We start from the raw sequence: 16,345 nt of genomic DNA, 5'->3' as shown, positions 1-16,345 counted from the left end.
TTTCTCCTTCACAGATGGCGGCGTCGGGTCGAGACGTGCCGTTCGTACAGCTCCCGTGCCTTGACCGCCGACGGTCGGGTCGCGGTCTCGGCCACGGGAACATCCCACCAGGCCTGCGCCGGCGGCGGGCCCGACACTGTGTCTGCCGTTTGGGTCTCGACGTAGACACATGTGGGAGTGTCGGCGGCCCGGGCCTGCGCGAGCGCCTCGCGCAGATCCCGTACGGTCTTCGCGCGCAGCACCCGCATGCCGAGGCTCGCGGCGTTGGCGGCCAGGTCGACTGGGAGCGGGGCGCCTGTGAAGGTGCCGTCGTCCGCGCGGTAGCGGTAGGCCGTGCCGAAACGCTCGGCGCCCGTCTCCTCGGACAGTCCGCCGATGGACGCGTACCCGTGGTTCTGCACCAGCAACACCTTGATCGCGACGCCCTCCTGCACGGCGGTCACGATCTCCGTCGGCATCATCAGATACGTGCCGTCGCCGACGAACGCCCACACGTTGCGCTCGGGAGCGGCCAGCTTCACGCCGATCGCGGCCGGGATCTCGTAGCCCATGCAGGAGTAGCCGTACTCCAGGTGGTACTGGTCCCGCGAGCGCGCGCGCCACAGCTTGTGCAGATCGCCGGGGAGGGAGCCGGCCGCGTTGATGATCACGTCCGACTCGTCCACCAGAGCGTCCAGGGCCCCGAGCACCTGCGGCTGTGTCGGCCGTACGTCCGGCTCGTCCGCCTCGTAGCAGGCGTCGACGCGCTGCTCCCAGCGCTCCTTGTCCTCGGTGTACTCGGCGAGGTAGCCGTCGGCGACCCGGTGCGCGTGCATGTCGAGGGCGGCCGTCAGCTCCTGCAGGCCGCTGCGGGCGTCCGCGATCAGCGGCATCCCGGCGAGCTTGTGGCCGTCGAAGGGCGCGATGTTGAGGTTGAGGAAGCGGACACCCTCGCCGGCGAAGAGGGTGCCGGAGGCGGTGGTGAAGTCGGTGTAGCGGGTGCCGACGCCGATCACCAGGTCGGCGGTGCGGGCGAGTTCGTCGGCGGTGGCGGTGCCGGTGTGGCCGACTCCGCCGACGTCCTGGGGGTGGTCGTAGCGCAGGGAGCCCTTGCCGGCCTGTGTGGAGGCGACGGGGATGCGGGTGGCCTCCGCGAACTCGGCGAGGGCCTCCTCGGCGCGGCTGTGGTGGACGCCGCCGCCGGCGATGATCAGGGGCCTGCGGGCGGACCTGATCGCCCGTACCGCTTCGGCGAGTTCGGTCGGGTCCGCCCCCGGGCGGCGGACGACCCAGGTGCGCTCGGCGAAGAAGTCGTCCGGCCAGTCGTACGCCTCGGCCTGCACGTCCTGCGGCAGCGCCAGCGTGACGGCGCCGGTCTCGACGGGGTCCGTCAGCACACGCATGGCATTCAGCGCGGACGGGATCAGGGCTTCGGGGCGCGTGATCCGGTCGAAGTACTTCGACACCGGGCGCAGACAGTCGTTGACCGAAACATCGCCCGCGTACGGCACTTCGAGCTGCTGGAGGACCGGGTCGGCGGGGCGGGTGGCGAAGATGTCGCCGGGGAGGAGCAGGACCGGGAGGTGGTTGACGGTGGCGAGGGCGGCGCCGGTGACGAGGTTGGTCGCGCCGGGGCCGATCGAGGTGGTCACGGCGTGCGTGGACAGGCGGTTGGACTGGCGCGCGTAACCGACCGCCGCGTGCACCATCGCCTGTTCGTTGCGGCCCTGGTGGTACGGCATGACCTCGCCGTACTCGATGAGCGCCTGGCCGATCCCGGCGACGTTGCCGTGGCCGAAGATGCCCCAGGTGGCGCCGATCAGGCGCTGTCGTACTCCGTCGCGCTCGGTGTACTGGGCGGACAGGAAGCGGACGAGCGCCTGTGCGACCGTGGCCCTCGTCGTTGAGGTCATCGGTAACCCTCCGTGTGGTCCGGGCGGAAGTGGATCCGCCACTCACGTACGGTTCCGCCGCCCCGTACGACTCGACGGGCCGTCTCGGGGACCTCCGGCGCGGGGCCGTAGCGGGCGGGGAGTCTTCGCTCGCACTTCGCTCCTGCCAAAGCAAAGCGGCTACCCGCGCCGGAGGCGATCGGTGGGCGGAACGTACGGCTCGTGGTCATGGGGACCTCACAGCAGTCCTACGGCAGTGTCCACCGCGGCCGCGACGTCCCCGTCCGCCGGGTAGAGCAGCGAACGGCCGACCACCAGGCCCCGCACGGTGGGCAGTTGGAGTGCGCCGCGCCATTTCTCGTACGCCCCCTCCTGGTCGTCCCCGACCTCGCCGCCGAGCAGCACGGCGGGCAGCGTGGACGTCGCCATGACCTCGGCCATGTCGTCGGGGTTGTCGGTGACCGGCAGCTTCAGCCAGGTGTAGGCGGAGGTGCCGCCGAGACCCGAGGCGATGGCGATGGACTTGGTGACGGCCTCGGCGGACAGGTCGTTCCTGACCTTGCCCTCGGGGGTGCGGTGGCTGATGAACGGCTCGACGAAGACCGGGAGTCGACGCGCGGCCATGTCGTCGATGGCGCGGGCGGTCGACTCCATGGTGGTCAGCGACCCCGGGTCGGCGTAGTCGATGCGCAGGAGCAGCTTGCCGGCGTCGAAGCCGAGGCGCTGGATGTCCTCGGGGCGGTGGCCGGTGAAGCGGTCGTCGAGCTCGAAGGCGGCGCCCTGCAGGCCGCCGCGGTTCATCGAGCCCATGACGACCTTGCCGTCGAGGGCGCCGAGCAGGAGCAGGTCGTCGAGGATGTCGGCGGTCGCGAGGACGCCGTCGACACCGGGGCGGGACAGCGCCAGGCAGAGGCGCTGCAGCAGGTCGGCGCGGTTGGCCATGGCGAGCCCCCGGTCGCCGACGCCGAGGGCGCCGCGGGCCGGGTGGTCGGCGGCGACGATCATCAGCCGGCCGGAGTCGCCGAGGAGGGGCCTGCGGGTGCGGCGGGCCGCGGCCTCCGCTATCGCCTCGGGGCGCTGGGTGCGCAGGCGCACGAGTTCGGCGATGTCGACGGTCACTTGACGGCCCCCGCGGCAAGGGCGGCCTCGATCTCGTCCGGCGTCGGCATCGCGGACGAGCACTCCAGGCGGGAGGCGACGATGGCGCCGGCCGCGTTGGCGTGCCGCATGATCTTCTCCAGCTCCCAGCCCTCGAGCAGACCGTGGCAGAGGGAGCCGCCGAAGGCGTCACCGGCACCGAGCCCGTTGAGGACGTCGACCGGCAGGGGCGGGACCTCGGCCTGGTCACCCTTGCTGTTGACGGCGAGGACGCCCTTGGGGCCCTGCTTGACGACCGCGATCTCGACACCGGCGTCCAGCAGTGCGCGGGCGGCTGCGTGGGGCTCGCGTACGCCGGTGGCGACCTCCACCTCGTCGAGGTTGCCGACGGCGACGGTGGTGTGCTTGAGGGCCTCGGCGTAGAACGGGCGGGCCGCGTCCGGGTCCGTCCAGAACATGGGGCGCCAGTCGAGGTCGAAGACCGTGATGCCGGACTTGGCGCGGTGGGCGAGGGCCGCGAGCGTCGCCGTACGGCTGGGCTCCTCGCTCAGGCCGGTGCCGGTGATCCAGAAGATCCGGGCGCCTCGGATGGCGTCGAGGTCGAGCTCGTGGGCGTCGATCTCCAGGTCCGGGGCCTTGGGCTGCCGGTAGAAGTACAGCGGGAAGTCGTCCGGCGGGAAGACCTCGCAGAAGGTGACCGGGGTGGGCAGGCCGGGGACCGGGGTGACCCAGCGGTCGTCGACGCCGAAGCCCTGGAGGGCCTCGTGGAGGTAGGTGCCGAAGGGGTCGTCGCCGGTGCGGGTGATCACCGCGGTACGGCGTCCCAGGCGGGCCGCGGCGACCGCGACGTTCGTCGCCGAGCCGCCGAGGAACTTGCCGAAGGAGGTGACCTGCGGCAGCGGGACGCCGGTCTGCAGCGGGTAGAGGTCCACTCCGATCCGCCCCATGGTGATCAGGTCGTGCGCCATCGCGTTCCCTTCGTATCGGCTCTCCCGGCTTTGTAGTCCGACCCACACAGCCCTGTCAATGTTTTGTCCAGACATTCGGACCAGACCTTGACAGCGCGTTCCCCTGCCCGGAGGCTGACCGCCATGACGTCGTTGTCACCTCAGTCGCCTTCTCCTGGTCTCTCCCGCATCCGCATCGGGTCGGCTCCCGACTCGTGGGGTGTGTGGTTCCCCGACGACCCTCAGCAGGTCCCCTGGCAGCGCTTCCTCGACGAGGTCGCCGAGTCCGGCTACGAGTGGATCGAGCTGGGCCCGTACGGGTACCTGCCGACCGACCCCGCGGTCCTCTCCGAGGAGGTGGCGCGCAGGGGTCTCAAGGTGTCGGCCGGCACCGTGTTCACCGGCCTGCACCACGGCGAGGCCGTCTGGGAGAAGACCTGGGCGCACGTCGCGGACAACGCGGTGCTCGCGCAGGCCATGGGGGCGTCCCATTTGGTGGTCATCCCGTCCTTCTGGCGGGACGACAAGACCGGTGAGGTGCTGGAGCCGGACACGCTGACGCCCGAGCAGTGGCGGAATCTGACCTCGCTGACCGAGCGGCTGGGGCGGGAGGTGCGTGAGCGGTACGGGTTGCAGATCGTCGTCCATCCGCATGCCGACACACACATCGACAGCGAGGAGAACGTCGTCCGGTTCCTGGACGGGACGGACTCCGACCTCGTGTCGCTGTGCCTGGACACCGGGCACTACGCGTACTGCGGCGGGGACAGCGTCAAGCTGATCGAGACGTACGGGTCGCGGATCGGGTACCTGCACCTCAAGCAGGTCGACCCCGAGATCCTCGCCGATGTGCGGGCGAAGGGGACGCCGTTCGGGCCGGCCGTGGCGCAGGGTGTGATGTGTGAACCGCCGGGTGGCGTGCCTGCGTTGGGGCCGGTGCTGGAGGCTGCGCAGAAGCTGGATGTGGATCTGTTCGCGATTGTCGAGCAGGACATGTATCCGTGTTCACCGGACAAGCCGTTGCCCATTGCTCAGCGGACTCGGGCGTTCTTGAGGTCGTGCGGGGCGTAGGGGCGCCTAGTGGGGTGGCCGGGTTCTGTGATGGGGCGAGTGCGGCTTGTCCGGGGCTGGTCGCGCCCACGCGGCGGAGCCGCACATCGATAACAGCCCCGCGCCCCTGGGGGCGTTGCAGCATGGGTGGATGACAAGTGCCGTGCGTGTGCGGTCGGGGCGTGGGCCCTGGGGCTCTTGGGAGATCGCCCTCACGCTGCCCCATCCCCGTCTCCGGCCCGGAGTGATCAGTTATCGCGGGATCCGGCTCTGTCTGGATCGGCCTCGGCGGCGGCTGGAAGCGCCCATCGGCGCTGCGACACTGCTGCTCGGCTTCGGCGAACCCGTACGGATCGCGCGTGCCGGCCGGCCAACCGACACCCTCGTCTCCGTCTACTGCGGGCCCACGACCACCCCGGCCGTCGGTGAGCACAGCGGTCGACTGGGCGGTATCGAGGTGCAATTGATGCCGTGGGCGGCGTTCACGTTGTTCGGTACGCCGCAGTACGAGCTCGCCAATCGCACCGTCGACCCCGACGAGCTGCCGCACGCCCTGCCCACCCGCATCGGCGAACTCGCCGCCGCGCTGGCCGCGTTGCCGACCTGGGCGGATCGGTTCGGGCTGCTCGACGACGTGTTCGCGCGCTGGTCGGACGCCGGTACGCCGTGTTCGGCCCGGGTGGTGCGGGCCTGGGCGGAGCTGGTGCGCACGGGTGGGTCGGTGCCGGTGGGGCGGCTCGCCGAGGAGGTTGGGTGGAGCGTACGGCATCTGGAGAACCGCTTCCGGGAGCAGATCGGACTGGGGCCGAAGGCGGCGGCACGCGTGCTGCGGCTGCAGCGGGCACGCCGGCTGCTGGCGGCGGGGCGCGGGCAGGCGGAGACGGCGGCGGCCTGCGGGTTCTATGACCAGGCGCATCTGAGCGGGGAGTTCAAGGCGATGACGGGGTGCACGCCGCGCGAGTTCACGGCGGCGCGAGGCGTGCCGGCCGGGACGCCCCTGCCGGACCGGCTGGCGGGCGAGGCGACGAGTCTCGTCCTCGCATCCGGTCGCGGTGCGCATTTTTCCAAGACTCGTGACCTTGGCTGAGTACAGGCTTTGATCCTCGGCGAGCCGCAGGAGGCGGGGGAGCTGGTGGGTCGGGCCCGGCGCAGCGGGTCCGACCCACCGTTGCGTTGAGGGTCGGCGTTGGTCGGCGACCGAGGCGACGGCTGTCAACGCGCCGCGCCCCGGCACCTGCGTGCGCCTTTGCGGCACCTGTGTCACAAGCGCATCTTTCCTGTCACGCATGTCGCATGTCCGCAGGCCTTGCGTCACACCTGGCGCACAGGCCCTGTCCGCGCCTCACTCTCCGCCGTTGACCGGGCGCAGGTTTTGTGATCGCCAGCGCAGCGCACGGTCCCCACGACGACCGCCCCCGGTCGCCGCCGCTGCGCGCGCAGGGAGGTGCAACCGATGACCGACCGAACGCTCTGGTCCTACAAGGAGATCGCGGCACACATCAAGGTGCAGCCGGACACCGTGCGGTCGTACCGCAAGCACGGGCTGCTGCCACCGCCCGACCACGTGGAGGGCGGCAAGCCGTTCTGGTATCCCGACACGGTCCGGGCCTGGGTGGAGTCCCGGCCGGGCAACCGGGGGCGGAGGGCGGACTGACCTCCCCGAAAATGACATGTGCCCCACCTCGCGCGTGGGGCACAGTCCGTGCCATGAGCGACTTCTCCAACAAGCCCGTCCTCACTGGCGAGCGAACCGTGCTACGGCCGTTCACCGAGGCCGACGCCGAGGTCATGGCGGACATCATCGAGGACCCCGAGGTCCTGCGCTTCACCGACGAGTCCTCCGAGGAGTTCACCCTCGAGCGGCTGCGCTCCTGGTACGGCAGCCGGTCCGACCAGCACGACCGTCTCGATCTGGCCGTCACCGACCGCTCCTCCGGCGAACTCGTCGGCGAGGTCGTGCTGTACGAGTGGGATGCCGCGGCACGCAGTTGCGTCTTCCGCACCCTCATCGGGCCTCGTGGGCGCAATCGAGGGCTCGGCACCGAGGCCACCCGTCTCATAGTCGGCCATGGCTTCGAGCAACTCGGGCTGCATCGCATCCAGTTGGAGGCCTACGGCCACAACCACCGTGCCCTGCGCGTGTACGAGAAGGTCGGGTTCGTGGTGGAGGGCGTCCGACGGGAGGCCGACCTGAGGGACGGCCAGTGGGTCGACTGGGTGGTCATGGCCATCCTCGAGGGCGAGTGGGCATCCCATCGCGGCCGCCCCGACCTCACCGCTCTCAACTCCACGGCTCGATAACGGTCACCCCCGCCCCCGGCGCCGTCCCCACCGCCTCCAACGCTGTCGGCACCGAGTCCAGCGAGATCGTCGATGTCACCAGCAGATCCGGCCGCAGCACGCCCGCCCGCACCAGCTCCAGCATCGGCGGGTAGGTGTGCGCCGCCATGCCGTGGCTGCCCAGGATCTCCAGTTCCAGGGCGATCGCGCGGGCCATGGGTACGGGTGTCGTGCCGGACGTCGACGGCAGCAGACCCACCTGGATGTGCCGGCCCCGGCGGCGCAGGCAGCTGACGGACGCGGCGCAGGTGACGGGGGAGCCGAGGGCGTCCAGGGAGAGATGGGCGCCGCCGTCGGTGAGGGCGTGGATCGTGGCCGCCGTGTCCGGTGTGCCCGACGCGTCCACGCACTCCGCCGCCCCGAACTTCCGCGCCAGGTCCAGGGCCTGCGGTGAGACGTCCACCGCGACGACCCGTGCGCCCGACGCCGCCGCGATCATCACCGCCGACAGGCCGACCCCGCCGCAGCCGTGCACCGCGACCCACTCCCCCGCCGCCACCCGGCCCTGCTGCACGACCGCGCGGAACGCCGTGGCGAACCGGCAGCCGAGCGAGGCCGCCGTCGCGAAGGACATCCCGGCGGGCACGGCGACGAGGTTGACGTCGGCGTGGTCCAGCGCCACGTACTGCGCGAAGGAGCCCCAGTGGGTGAAGCCGGGCTGGGTCTGGCGCTCGCACACCTGCTGGTCGCCCGCCGCACACGCCCGGCAGCTGCCGCAGGCGCACACGAACGGCACGGTGACCCGGTCGCCGGGCCGCCAGCCGGTCACCCGGTCGCCCACCGCCTCGATGACACCGGCGAGTTCATGGCCGGGCACATGCGGCAGCGTGATGTCCGGGTCGTGCCCCTGCCAGCCGTGCCAGTCGCTGCGGCACAGCCCCGTCGCCTCGACCCGCACGGTCACCCCGTGGGGGGCGGGGTGCGGGTCGGGCACCTCGCGCACCTCGGCCCGTTCCCCGTACTGCTCGAACACGACAGCCCGCATCCCGGTCTCCTTTCGGCCGCACCCCTTGCACGGAGATCATCGCGAACGCTAGACGCTCCGGTGGGGTTGCGGTACGGCACCTGCGCGCGCTTCCAAGGAGGTCAGCCGCGCGAGGTCAGCCGCGCGCGGCCACCTTGTCCCGTTCCTGGTCCCGCTCCTTGTGTCGATCCTCCACAGCGGCGGGCTCGAGTTCACCCCCCGACTCGCTCATCCCGAACCGGTCATGGAACCGGCGCAGCGACCCCGGCGCCCACCAGGTCGCCCGCCCGGTGAGGCGCATGACCGCCGGGACCAGGAGACTGCGGACGATCATCGCGTCCATCAGCACCGCCAGGGCGATGCCGAGACCGAGCATCTTGGTGTTGGTCACCCGGGAGGTGCCTATCGCGACCATCACGACCGCGAGGATCACGGCGGCGGCGGTTATCAGGCCGCCGGTGCGTTGCAGGCCGTGGCGGACCGCCTGGTCGTGGTCGCCGGTCGCGTCGTACTCCTCCTTGATGCGGGAGAGCAGGAACACGCCGTAGTCCATCGACAGGCCGAAGGCGACGCAGAACATCAGCACCGGAAGGGTCGTCTCGATCGAGCCGGGGCTGGTGAAGCCGAGCAGTCCGGACAGATGGCCGTCCTGGAAGACCCAGACCACGGCGCCGAACATCGCCGTCAGGCTCAGCGCGTTGAGCACGACCGCCTGGATCGGGATCAGCACACTGCCGGTCAGCAGGAACACCAGCAGCAGGGTGACGACGGCGATGAAGGCGGCCGCCAGGGGCAGGCGTTCGGCTATCGCGTCCTTGGAGTCGACCAGCACGGCCGCCGCGCCGGTCACCTCGGTGTCGAAGGGCGCCTGCGTGGCGCGCAGTTCGCCCACCAGGCGCTGGGCCGGGTCGTCCACCGCCTCGCCCTTCGGCTGCACCGTGAAGTACGCGGAGTCGCCCTTCACCAGCGGGCCGTCGACGCGGAGCACCTCCGGGAGGGCCGCGATCCGTTCCTTGTAGTCGGCGTACTGCGCCTGAGTCGCGGGTCCCTCGGCGAACACCTCCAGGCCGCCGCCGGGGCTGCCCGGGAAGCCGTCACGGATGTGCTGCTGCACCACATGGGACTCGGCGCTCGACGGCAGCTGGCGGTCGTCGGCGGTGCCGAACTTCACGCCCAGGAAGGGCAGTCCGAGCAGTACCAGGACGGCGGTGGTGCCCAGGGCGAAGAAGGGAGCGCGGCGCATGACGAGGTTCGCCGTGCGGGTCCAGGCCCTGCTCTCCGTGGCACCGGATGCCTGATCGAGTGCCTCTCCGGACCCGTTCCGCCGTCCGCGCCGGAACAGGCGGCGCAGGTCCAGGGAGTTGACGCGGTGGCCGAGCAGGACCAGTGCCGCCGGGAGCAGGATCAGCGCGGCAGCCGCGGCCAGCAGCACCACCGCTATCCCGGCGTAGGCGAAGGAGCGCAGGAAGTACTGCGGGAAGAGCAGCATCGCCGCGAGGGAGACCGCGACCGTGAGGGCCGAGAAGAGGACCGTGCGGCCGGCCGTGCGCAGGGTCGTGCCGACCGCCGCCAAGGGCTCGGCGCCGGCGGTGAGTTCCTCGCGGAAGCGGCGCACGATGAACAGGGCGTAGTCGATGGCGAGGCCGAGGCCCATGGCCGTGGTGAGGTTCATCGCGAAGACCGACACGTCCGTGAACTCCGTCAGGCCGCGCAGCACCGCGTTCGTGCCGAGGATCGCGACGATGCCGATGCCGAGCGGCAGCAGGGCCGCGACCGCGCTGCCGAAGACCATGACCAGCAGTACCAGGGTGACCGGCAGGGCGATCATCTCGGCACGGAGCAGGTCCTCCTGGATGATCGTCTGCATCTCGTGCCGCACGGCGACCGGGCCGCCGACGCTGACCTCCACCGGCCCGTGCGCACCCCGGAACTCGGGCGCGAGGCGGTCCAGGGTCTCCCCCATGTCCTTCTCCTCGCCCGTGATCCGGGCGGCGATCAGCGCCTCATGGCCGTCCTCGGCGCGCAGGGCGGGGGCCGACGAGGGGTCCGCCTGCCAGTAGGAGCCGACCCCTGTGACGCCCTTCTCGGCGGCCAGGCGCTCCGTGAGCCTCTTGGCCTCGGCGGCGACCGCGGGGTCGTCCACAGAGGCACTGCCCGCGTCCACCAGGAGCAGGAGGTTGGGCTGGGAGGCGGGGAACTCGCGCTCCAGCGCCTTGGTCGCGTACGTCGATCCGGCGTTCGGGTCCTCCCAGCCGCCGCTGCCCAGCCGGTCGGCGACGCCGCTGCCGGCCACCACCGCGAGCGCGGTGAGCACCAGGGCCACGAGCAGTGACAAGCGGGGGCGGGCCGTTACGAAGCGGGTCCAGCCTCCGAGGCGGGGTGGCCTGTTGACTTCGGTCATTGTGCGGTGTCCCCTTCACCCTGATCCGTGCTGTGTGCGGCAAGGCAGCATGGAGCCGTCACTGCCATAGACTGGCAAACACGAGACATCGCTCGCGTTTCTCCAGAATGCGAGCGCACACTCGCGTTTGTCAATCGCGTTCGGAGAAGCTGGGGATAACGCGTGTCCGTCAACCAGGAGAAGGACCAGCCGCGCCGCCGCCAGGCCCGCGGCGAGCGCCGTATCGCCCAACTGCTGGAAGCCGCCGCCACCGTCTTCACCACCACCGGCTACACGGCCGCCAGCACCAACGCCATCGCCCGCGAGGCGGGCGTCTCGCCGGGCACGCTGTACCAGTTCTTCCCGAACAAGGAGGCGATCGCGATCGAGCTGGGCGACCGGCTCATGCATGAGATGCGCGAGGCGTACGGCGAGGCGCTCGCGCCGGTCGACCCCGCGACACCCCTGGAGCAGGCGGTCGGCTCCGCCGTCGACCGGTTCATCGCCTTCAACTGCGAGCACCCGGTGTTCTTCGCGCTGATGCACGGCCCCGACATCCCGGGCCGCATCACCGAGGAGCACGACGCCCTGCACGCGACCCTGCTCGGCCGGATCCAGGGCCTGCTCTCCTCCCTCCTGCCGGACATCCCGCCCGCCGACCTCAGCCGGACCGCACACATGTGCCTGGGCCTGTACAAGGCGGGCCTGGAGCTGGTCCTCGCCCACGAGGGCGCCGAGCGTGACGCGTACATCCAGGAGCTGAAGAACGCCCTGATCCGCTACCTCGGCCCGCTGGTCGGCGCCAGACTCGGGCACCCCGAGCCCTCCTGAAGCGGCCCGGCAGCCCCGGGGCGACGGTCCCGGCACACCCCCGACCCCTGTTGGAGAAGTACCCCGGAGGGGTATAGCGTGGATTACGGAGGGCCCCCTTGGGTCCCGCCGGCCCCACATGCCTCGACGAGGAGAACGACATGACCGCCCAGACCGACACCCCGGGTTCCGTCACCGCCGTCTACAAGGTGAGCGGCATGAGCTGCGGGCACTGCGAGGGTGCCGTATCCGGCGAGGTCTCCGAACTCCCCGGCGTCAGCTCGGTGAAGGCCGTCGCCTCGACCGGCGAGGTCACCGTCGTCTCCGCGGCCCCGCTGGACGAGGAGGCGGTGCGCTCCGCGATTGACGAAGCGGGCTTCGAGCTGGTCGCCAAGATCTGAGCCGGCCATGCCCCGCACCACCGACCAGCCGCGGATACCGGGGACCACCGGCACAGCCGACCCGACCGGCCCGACCGCTGGTACGTCCACTGGTACGCCCACTGGTACGCCCACTGGCGCCTCGGGTGCCCCCGCCACCACCCCCACTCCCGCCCACACCTCCGAAGTCGAGCTGCTCATCGGCGGAATGACCTGCGCCTCCTGCGCCGCCCGCGTCGAGAAGAAGCTCAACCGCATGGACGGCGTCACCGCCACGGTGAACTACGCGACGGAGAAGGCGAGGGTCAGCTACCGCACGGGCATCGAGGTCGCCGACCTGATCGCCGTAGTGGAGAAGACCGGGTACACCGCCGAGGAGCCCGCTCCCCCGCAGCCCGAGCCACAGCAGGCCCCGGGAAACCCCGAGCAGGCGCCGGAGGACCCGGAACTGGCCTCCTACCGACAGCGCCTCACCGTCTCCGCCCTGCTCGCGGTCCCAGTCGCCCTGCTGTCGATGATCCCGGCCCTGCAGTTCGACAACTGGCAGTGGCTCGCGCTCACCCTCGCCTCGCCGGTCGTCGTCTGGGGTGGGCTGCCCTTCCACCGCGCCGCGTTCACGAACGCCCGGCACGGTGCGGCGACCATGGACACGCTGATCTCGATGGGCACGCTGGCGGCGTTCGGCTGGTCGTTGTGGGCACTGTTCCTCGGTGACGCGGGCATGGCCGGTATGCGCGACGACTTCGAGTTCACCGTCGCGCGCGTGGACGGCGCCTCGCAGATCTACCTCGAAGTGGCCTCCGGAGTCGTCACCTTCCTCCTCCTCGGCCGCTATCTGGAGGCCCGCGCCAGGCGCCGCGCCGGTGCGGCACTACGGGCCCTGATGGAACTCGGCGCGAAGGACGTCGCCGTACTCCGCGACGGACGCGAGGTCCGCGTCCCGGTCGACCGGCTGGCCGTCGGTGACCGGTTCGTCGTACGGCCCGGCGAGAAGATCGCCACCGACGGCACCGTCGTCGAGGGCTCGTCCGCCGTGGACGCCGCCATGCTGACCGGCGAGTCGGTGCCGGTCGATGTGACGGTCGGGGACGCGGTCACCGGCGCCACGGTCAACGCGGGCGGGCGGCTCGTCGTCGAGGCGACCCGGATCGGCGCCGACACGCAACTCGCGCGGATGGCGAAGCTGGTGGAGGACGCGCAGAACGGCAAGGCCGAGGTGCAGCGGCTCGCCGACCGGATCTCCGCGGTGTTCGTACCCGCGGTCATCGTTCTGGCGGTCGCCACCTTCGGCGCCTGGCTCGGCATCACCGACGACACGGTCGCCGCGTTCACCGCGGCCGTCGCGGTGCTGATCATCGCCTGCCCGTGCGCGCTGGGCCTGGCCACGCCCACGGCCCTGATGGTGGGCACCGGACGCGGCGCGCAGCTCGGGATCCTCATCAAGGGCCCGGAGGTGCTGGAGTCCACGCGCCGCGTCGACACCGTCGTCCTGGACAAGACCGGCACGGTCACCACCGGTCGCATGACCTTCCAGAAGGTGTACGTCGCCGAAGGCGCCGACGAGGAGCAGGTGCTGCGGTTCGCGGGCGCCGTCGAGCACGCCTCCGAGCATCCCGTCGCCCGGGCCGTGGCCGCGGGTGCTCAGGAGCGGGTCGGACGGCTCCCGGAGGTCGAGGGGTTCGAGAACGTCCCCGGGCGCGGCGTACGCGCGCGCGTGCAGGGCCATGACGTGGCCGTGGGCCGCCTTTTCGAGGAGCTGCCACCCGAGCTCGCCCGCGCCCGGGAAGAGACCGAGAGAGAGGGTCGTACGGCCGTCGTGGTCGGGTGGGACGGCGTGGCACGCGGCGTCGTCGCCGTCGCGGACGCGGTGAAGGAGACCAGCGCCGAGGCGGTGCGCTCACTGCGCGCGCTCGGGCTCACGCCGGTACTGCTGACCGGCGACAACCGGACGGTCGCCGAAGCGGTCGCGCGCTCGGTCGGTATCGATCAGGTGATCGCGGAGGTCCTGCCCGAGGACAAGGTCGAGGCCGTACGGCGGCTGCGGCGCGAGGGGCGCTGTGTGGCCATGGTCGGTGACGGCGTCAACGACGCGGCCGCGCTTGCCACCGCCGATCTGGGTCTCGCCATGGGGACGGGGACGGACGCGGCGATCGAGGCGGGCGATCTGACGCTGGTGCGCGGGGATCTGCGGGTGGCCGCGGACGCGATCCGGCTGTCCCGCAGGACGCTGGCCACGATCAAGGGCAACCTCGGGTGGGCCTTCGGGTACAACGTCGCCGCGTTGCCGCTGGCCGCGGCGGGGTTGCTGAACCCGATGATCGCGGGGGCCGCGATGGCCTTCTCGTCGGTGTTCGTCGTGACGAACAGCCTGAGACTGCGAACCTTCCGGTGAATTCGTAGTAAGAACCCCGCCAGGCCCCTCTGGAGTCCGAAGCCCAGCTCACATAAGCTCTTCACAAGGCTCACGCATCATCCTTACGCTTGGGTCCCGATCGCCATATCGGGGCTCTTGCGTATCTAACGGACATATGCAAGAGACGCAGATCACAGTGATGTGAACGTAACCATCGAAGGGGTTCGAAGGTCTAAGTTGACGATGTCAGGCAGCGTCTTGGGGGGCGCTTACTGGCATCTGAGGATGTCTTGGGGGACTTCCTCAGAGTTGCGTTGCCGGGGCACGTACATCGGGAAGCTTTGAGCGGCCCTCCCGACCGTGCGCTGTCCCGGCAGACCGCATGAACAACCGCATACATGAGTACGACGAGTTCTGCTCGTTCTGCTCAATCGGCAACACCGAAAGACAGCGATTCAGGCGCTCGTCTCTCAGACGCCCGGCCGGATCCCGTGGGGGGAATCCGCACCGGGACATGGGAAGGCGCCCTGGACGTCGGCCCGTGGGGGGACCGGCGCCAGGGCGCCTTTCGCTTCGCGGATTGAACCGGGGGGTTCGGTGCCTTCAGGTTGTTTCCCGGCTGCTGGCCGGTGGGGGCCGATCGCGCCCGCGCGGCGGAGCCGCATATTGATGCGGCCCCGCGCCTCTAAAAGCAGGTCGGCCCAGCCACCGGCGTGTGTCAGCGCTGCTCGACCGGAATGAAGTCCCGCTCCACCACGCCCGTGTAGATCTGACGCGGACGGCCGATGCGCGAACCCGGCTCCTTGATCATCTCGTGCCACTGGGCGATCCAGCCCGGCAGACGGCCGAGGGCGAACAGGACCGTGAACATCTCGGTCGGGAAGCCCATGGCCCGGTAGATCAGGCCGGTGTAGAAGTCGACGTTCGGGTAGAGGCTGCGCGAGACGAAGTAGTCGTCGGAAAGCGCGTGCTCCTCCAGCTTCAGCGCGATGTCCAGCAGCTCGTCGGACTTGCCGAGAGCCGAGAGGACGTCGTGCGCGGCGGCCTTGATGATCTTGGCGCGCGGGTCGAAGTTCTTGTAGACCCGGTGGCCGAAGCCCATCAGGCGGACGCCGTCCTCCTTGTTCTTCACCTTGCGGATGAAGGAGTCGACGTCGCCGCCCGCGTCACGGATGCCCTCGAGCATCTCCAGCACCGACTGGTTGGCGCCACCGTGCAGCGGGCCCCACAGCGCGTTGATGCCGGCCGAGATCGACGCGAACATGTTGGCCTGCGACGAGCCGACGAGGCGGACCGTCGAGGTCGAACAGTTCTGCTCGTGGTCCGCGTGCAGGATCAGCAGCTTGTCGAGGGCGGAGACGACGATCGGGTCGAGCTCGTACTCCTGCGCCGGCACCGAGAAGGTCATGCGCAGGAAGTTCTCGACGTAACCGAGGTCGTTGCGCGGGTAGACGAACGGGTGGCCGATCGACTTCTTGTACGCGTACGCGGCGATCGTCGGAAGCTTGGCGAGCAGACGGATCGTCGAGAGGTTGCGCTGCGTCTCGTCGAACGGGTTGTGGCTGTCCTGGTAGAACGTGGACAGCGCGGAGACGACCGACGACAGCATGGCCATCGGGTGGGCGTCGCGCGGGAAGCCCTTGTAGAAGTTCTTGACGTCCTCGTGCAGCAGGGTGTGCTGGGTGATGTCGTTCTTGAACGTCGAGAGCTCGTCGACGGTCGGCAGCTCACCGTTGATCAGCAGGTAGGCCACCTCCAGGAAGGTGGAGCGCTCGGCCAGCTGCTCGATCGGGTAGCCGCGGTAGCGGAGGATGCCCGCCTCGCCGTCGAGGTAGGTGACGGCCGATTTGTACGCGGCGGTGTTGCCGTAACCGCTGTCCAGCGTCACCAGACCGGTCTGGGCGCGGAGTTTGCCGATGTCGAAGCCCTTGTCGCCGACGGTGCTGTCAATCACCGGGTAGGTGTACTCGCCGTCGCCGTACCGCAGTACTACAGAGTTGTCGCTCACGTCTTCCCTCACCGACGTTGTGCCTCATCTTCGAGGTTGCCCTGACTGTCTCTACCCTCCCCCATTTGGCTCAGGAGAGTGCACTCGGGGTCGACCATTGGGCCTATCGGCGGCACTCAGTGCCGCCAACCTGTCATCCTGCCC

At 70.4% G+C, this 16,345-nt stretch carries 13 protein-coding genes and 1 pseudogene; 7 read left to right on the top strand and 7 right to left on the bottom strand.

Annotation, left to right across the window (positions count from 1 at the left end; genetic code table 11):
- Window positions 1-8: 8 nt before the first annotated feature.
- From iolD to iolC, 4 genes and pseudogenes are all read right to left on the bottom strand, one after another.
- Entirely contained in the window at window positions 9-1,892 is a 1,884-nt protein-coding gene (gene iolD / locus IF78_RS0103735; protein ID WP_031478644.1) for a 3D-(3,5/4)-trihydroxycyclohexane-1,2-dione acylhydrolase (decyclizing), read from the bottom strand.
- 50 nt (window positions 1,893-1,942) lie between these two features.
- A pseudogene (locus tag IF78_RS50785) lies at window positions 1,943-2,089 on the bottom strand (5-deoxy-glucuronate isomerase); the annotation flags it as partial.
- Window positions 2,090-2,108: 19 nt separating this feature from the next.
- Window positions 2,109-2,990 carry a Cgl0159 family (beta/alpha)8-fold protein gene (locus tag IF78_RS0103730; RefSeq protein ID WP_031478643.1) on the bottom strand — a complete coding sequence of 294 codons (882 nt, stop codon included), beginning with the start codon at window positions 2,988-2,990 and terminating at the stop codon, window positions 2,109-2,111.
- Window positions 2,987-3,937: a 5-dehydro-2-deoxygluconokinase gene (gene iolC, locus IF78_RS0103725; RefSeq protein WP_031478641.1), complete on the bottom strand. Its 951-nt coding sequence runs from the start codon at window positions 3,935-3,937 to the stop codon at window positions 2,987-2,989. Before iolC ends, IF78_RS0103730 begins: the two co-directional genes overlap by 4 nt.
- Window positions 3,938-4,060: 123 nt before the next feature.
- Here iolC and IF78_RS0103720 point away from each other — a divergent pair, with 123 nt between their 5' ends.
- From IF78_RS0103720 to IF78_RS0103705, 4 genes are all read left to right on the top strand, one after another.
- Complete coding sequence (locus IF78_RS0103720) at window positions 4,061-4,987, top strand: sugar phosphate isomerase/epimerase family protein (protein WP_031478640.1); 927 nt, start codon at window positions 4,061-4,063, stop codon at window positions 4,985-4,987.
- 130 nt (window positions 4,988-5,117) lie between these two features.
- Window positions 5,118-6,053 (top strand): helix-turn-helix domain-containing protein, encoded by a 936-nt coding sequence (locus IF78_RS43300; RefSeq protein ID WP_078662288.1) that lies wholly within the window; start codon window positions 5,118-5,120, stop codon window positions 6,051-6,053.
- Window positions 6,054-6,419: 366 nt separating this feature from the next.
- Complete coding sequence (locus tag IF78_RS0103710) at window positions 6,420-6,620, top strand: helix-turn-helix transcriptional regulator (protein ID WP_031478637.1); 201 nt, start codon at window positions 6,420-6,422, stop codon at window positions 6,618-6,620.
- A gap of 53 nt (window positions 6,621-6,673) precedes the next feature.
- Window positions 6,674-7,267, top strand: a complete 594-nt coding sequence (locus IF78_RS0103705; protein ID WP_031478636.1) for a GNAT family N-acetyltransferase — start codon at window positions 6,674-6,676, stop codon at window positions 7,265-7,267.
- Here the strand turns inward: IF78_RS0103705 and IF78_RS0103700 are convergent.
- Complete coding sequence (locus IF78_RS0103700) at window positions 7,248-8,291, bottom strand: zinc-dependent alcohol dehydrogenase family protein (RefSeq protein ID WP_031478635.1); 1,044 nt, start codon at window positions 8,289-8,291, stop codon at window positions 7,248-7,250. The genes IF78_RS0103705 and IF78_RS0103700 overlap by 20 nt on opposite strands.
- A 115-nt stretch (window positions 8,292-8,406) precedes the next feature.
- Window positions 8,407-10,671, bottom strand: coding sequence for an MMPL family transporter (locus IF78_RS0103695; protein ID WP_051827481.1), 2,265 nt, complete (start codon window positions 10,669-10,671; stop codon window positions 8,407-8,409).
- A 162-nt stretch (window positions 10,672-10,833) separates the two neighbouring features.
- Here IF78_RS0103695 and IF78_RS0103690 point away from each other — a divergent pair, with 162 nt between their 5' ends.
- The 3 genes from IF78_RS0103690 to IF78_RS0103680 all read left to right on the top strand — a co-directional run bounded on the left by IF78_RS0103690 (window position 10,834) and on the right by IF78_RS0103680 (window position 14,232).
- A complete protein-coding gene (locus tag IF78_RS0103690) occupies window positions 10,834-11,481 on the top strand; it encodes a TetR/AcrR family transcriptional regulator (RefSeq protein WP_031478632.1) in 648 nt (215 codons plus the stop codon).
- Window positions 11,482-11,621: 140 nt separating this feature from the next.
- Window positions 11,622-11,861, top strand: a complete 240-nt coding sequence (locus tag IF78_RS0103685; protein ID WP_031478630.1) for a heavy-metal-associated domain-containing protein — start codon at window positions 11,622-11,624, stop codon at window positions 11,859-11,861.
- Between the two features lie 187 nt (window positions 11,862-12,048).
- Window positions 12,049-14,232, top strand: a complete 2,184-nt coding sequence (locus IF78_RS0103680) for a heavy metal translocating P-type ATPase (RefSeq protein ID WP_234439758.1) — start codon at window positions 12,049-12,051, stop codon at window positions 14,230-14,232.
- A gap of 679 nt (window positions 14,233-14,911) precedes the next feature.
- Here IF78_RS0103680 and IF78_RS0103675 read toward each other — a convergent pair.
- Window positions 14,912-16,201 carry a citrate synthase gene (locus IF78_RS0103675; RefSeq protein ID WP_031478627.1) on the bottom strand — a complete coding sequence of 430 codons (1,290 nt, stop codon included), beginning with the start codon at window positions 16,199-16,201 and terminating at the stop codon, window positions 14,912-14,914.
- Window positions 16,202-16,345 lie beyond the last annotated feature (144 nt).

Origin of the sequence: Streptomyces bicolor, assembly GCF_000719285.1 — a bacterium.
GTDB classification, from domain to species: Bacteria; Actinomycetota; Actinomycetes; order Streptomycetales; family Streptomycetaceae; genus Streptomyces; species Streptomyces bicolor.
This window is presented reverse-complemented; position numbering and strand designations above follow the sequence as displayed.

Excerpts from the sequence above, each read along its gene's own strand:
- IF78_RS0103700 (WP_031478635.1), bottom strand. The coding sequence starts at position 8,291 with ATGCGGGCTGTCGTGTTCGAGCAGTACGGGGAACGGGCCGAGGTGCGC.
- IF78_RS0103695 (WP_051827481.1), bottom strand. The coding sequence starts at position 10,671 with ATGACCGAAGTCAACAGGCCACCCCGCCTCGGAGGCTGGACCCGCTTC.
- IF78_RS0103720 (WP_031478640.1), top strand. The coding sequence starts at position 4,061 with ATGACGTCGTTGTCACCTCAGTCGCCTTCTCCTGGTCTCTCCCGCATC.
- IF78_RS43300 (WP_078662288.1), top strand. The coding sequence starts at position 5,118 with ATGACAAGTGCCGTGCGTGTGCGGTCGGGGCGTGGGCCCTGGGGCTCT.
- IF78_RS0103705 (WP_031478636.1), top strand. The coding sequence starts at position 6,674 with ATGAGCGACTTCTCCAACAAGCCCGTCCTCACTGGCGAGCGAACCGTG.
- IF78_RS0103710 (WP_031478637.1), top strand. The coding sequence starts at position 6,420 with ATGACCGACCGAACGCTCTGGTCCTACAAGGAGATCGCGGCACACATC.
- IF78_RS0103680 (WP_234439758.1), top strand. The coding sequence starts at position 12,049 with ATGACCTGCGCCTCCTGCGCCGCCCGCGTCGAGAAGAAGCTCAACCGC.
- IF78_RS0103685 (WP_031478630.1), top strand. The coding sequence starts at position 11,622 with ATGACCGCCCAGACCGACACCCCGGGTTCCGTCACCGCCGTCTACAAG.
- iolD (WP_031478644.1), bottom strand. The coding sequence starts at position 1,892 with ATGACCTCAACGACGAGGGCCACGGTCGCACAGGCGCTCGTCCGCTTC.
- iolC (WP_031478641.1), bottom strand. The coding sequence starts at position 3,937 with ATGGCGCACGACCTGATCACCATGGGGCGGATCGGAGTGGACCTCTAC.